The organism is Blautia intestinihominis, from assembly GCF_040096655.1.
In the GTDB taxonomy this organism is placed as follows: Bacteria; Bacillota; Clostridia; order Lachnospirales; family Lachnospiraceae; genus Blautia_A; species Blautia_A intestinihominis.
On the sequence record NZ_JBBMEI010000151.1, the window covers coordinates 1 to 2,656 of the forward strand.

Below are 2,656 nucleotides of genomic sequence, written 5' to 3' on the forward strand. Positions count from 1 at the left end.
GACATTATAGATGCACCGGTCAACCGTCCGAAATGTGTGGAGACAACGGCAATGGGAGCAGCCTATCTGGCAGGCCTTGCGGTAGGATACTGGAGCAGTAAGGAAGAAGTTCTCAAGAACTGGGCGATCGACCGGACCTTTGATCCGAAGATCACGCAGGAAGAGAGAACAAAACGAATCCGTGGATGGGAAAAAGCTGTAAAATATGCGTATGGATGGGCGAAAGACGAAGAGAACTGATCGAAGAATCAAGTGGACGATAAGTTTGTATTTAAAATAATTGCACATACTGGCGTGAAGAGGAGAGCCTGACAGGAAATCCATGAAAATGGGTTTATTTGTCAGGCTCTTTTATATATACAGGAGGTTTTTACAATGAATAAATACGATATTGCGATTATCGGTGCGGGAGTTTCCGGTACGGCGATTGCACGGGAACTGTCCCGTTACCGGATAAAGGTATGCGTACTGGAGCGGGAGGAAGATGTCTGCTGCGGAACCTCCAAGGCGAACAGTGCGATCATTCATGCAGGTTATGACGCAGAGCCGGGATCACTCAAAGCAAAACTGAATCTTCGGGGAAATCAGATGATGGAGCAGCTTTCCTGTGATCTTGATTTTCCATTCCGAAGAAATGGTTCACTGGTTTTGTGCCTGGATGAAAAAGACCGCCCCGGTCTGCAGAAACTTTATGAGAGAGGAATCCAAAACGGTGTAAAGGGACTTCGAATTTTAAATAAAGAAGAAATAAGAAAAATGGAGCCGAATGTTTCTGACCAGGCTGTGGCGGCATTGTACGCACCCAGCGGAGGAATTGTATGTCCATTCAACATGACGATCGCACTGGCAGAAAATGCCTGTGCAAACGGAGTGGATTTTTATTTCAATACAGAAGTGCACAAGATCACACGGGGAGAAAAAAACTGGACGATTGAGACAACAGAGGGAATTTTTGAGGCAGACTGTATTGTAAATGCGGCAGGAGTTTATGCAGATAAATTCCACAACATGGTCAGTGAAAAGAAACTTCATATCACTCCGCGAAAAGGAGAATACTGTCTTCTTGATAAAGCTGCGGGGACACATGTAAGCCGGACGATTTTTACCCTTCCCGGCAAGTTTGGCAAAGGAGTTCTGGTCACACCAACCATTCACGGAAACCTGCTGATCGGGCCAACAGCCACAGATATAGAGAATAAAGAAGGAATCAATACCACCAGAGAAGGTCTGGAACAGGTTCTGAAAAAAGCATCCGAAAGTGTCAAAAACATTCCGGTCCGTCAGGTGATCACTTCTTTTGCCGGACTTCGAGCACATGAGGACGGAGACGATTTTATTATAGGAGAGACGGAAGAAGGATTTATCGACTGTGCCGGAATTGAATCACCGGGCCTTTCCAGTGCTCCTGCGATCGGAGAAATGGTTGCTGACATTCTGAAGAAAAAATATGATCTGAAAGAAAAAGAGGATTTTCTTTCCACAAGAAAGGGAATTACCGATGTATCAAAGTTTTCACTGGAAGAACGAAATGCGTGGATTCGACAAAATCCGGCTTATGGAACGATTGTCTGCCGCTGTGAGATGGTGACAGAAGGTGAGATCATAGATGCGATTCGAGGACCTCTGGGTGCCAGATCACTGGATGGAGTGAAACGCCGTACCAGAGCAGGCATGGGACGTTGTCAGGCAGGATTCTGTTCGCCGCGTGTTATGGAGATTTTAGCCAGAGAACTTGGAATTCCCGTGGAAGAGATCACAAAATCCGGAGGCAACTCTGGAATCATAAAAGGCAGCAACAAAGATTCTTTTGGGGAGGACGGCAAATGATAAAAAAATATGACATTGTGATCATAGGCGGCGGTCCGGCAGGACTTGCAGCGGCTATTTCAGCGAGAAAAAACGGAATCGAAAGTACTCTGATTCTGGAGCGGGACAAAGAACTGGGAGGAATTCTGAACCAGTGCATTCATAATGGTTTTGGGCTTCATACCTTTGGAGAAGAACTGACCGGACCGGAATATGCCGACCGTTTTATTCGTCAGGTCAGAGAACAAAATATAGAATACAAACTGAATACCATGGTCATAAACATCAGCAGGGAAAAAGTTATCACAGCGATGAACCGTGAGGAAGGCATGTTTCTGATTCAGGCAAAAGCGGTGATTCTGGCAATGGGCTGCCGGGAACGTTCCAGGGGAGCACTGAATATTCCGGGGTATCGTCCGGCGGGAATTTATTCTGCGGGGACGGCACAGAGACTTGTAAATATAGAAGGGTATCTTCCGGGAAGAGAAGGTGTCATCCTTGGCTCCGGGGATATCGGACTTATCATGGCCAGGCGTATGACACTGGAAGGTGCAAAAGTAAAAGTGGTAGCAGAGCTGATGCCGTACTCCGGCGGGCTTAAGCGGAATATCGTGCAGTGTCTGGATGACTTCGGAATCCCGCTGAAACTCAGTCATACTGTGGTAAATATTAAAGGAAAAGAACGTGTAGAAGGAGTTACTCTGGCACAAGTCGGAGCGGATGGAAAACCGATTCCGGGAACGGAGGAAGAATATGCCTGTGATACTCTGCTTCTTTCAGTAGGCCTGATCCCGGAGAATGAACTTTCCAGAGAGATGGGAGTGGAACTGAACCGTGTCACATCGGGGCC

General features: G+C 46.8%; 2 protein-coding genes and 1 pseudogene. All 3 read left to right on the forward strand.

Features of this window, described 5'->3' with window-relative positions:
- Positions 1-240, forward strand: a pseudogene (locus WMO75_RS19240) (glycerol kinase); the annotation flags it as partial.
- Between the two features lie 135 nt (positions 241-375).
- Positions 376-1,827 carry an NAD(P)/FAD-dependent oxidoreductase gene (locus WMO75_RS19245; RefSeq protein ID WP_227222820.1) on the forward strand — a complete coding sequence of 484 codons (1,452 nt, stop codon included), beginning with the start codon at positions 376-378 and terminating at the stop codon, positions 1,825-1,827.
- Positions 1,827-2,656, forward strand: an 830-nt coding sequence (locus WMO75_RS19250) for an NAD(P)/FAD-dependent oxidoreductase (protein WP_349078788.1), incomplete at its 3' end; no start/stop codon positions are given. The genes WMO75_RS19245 and WMO75_RS19250, both read left to right, overlap by 1 nt.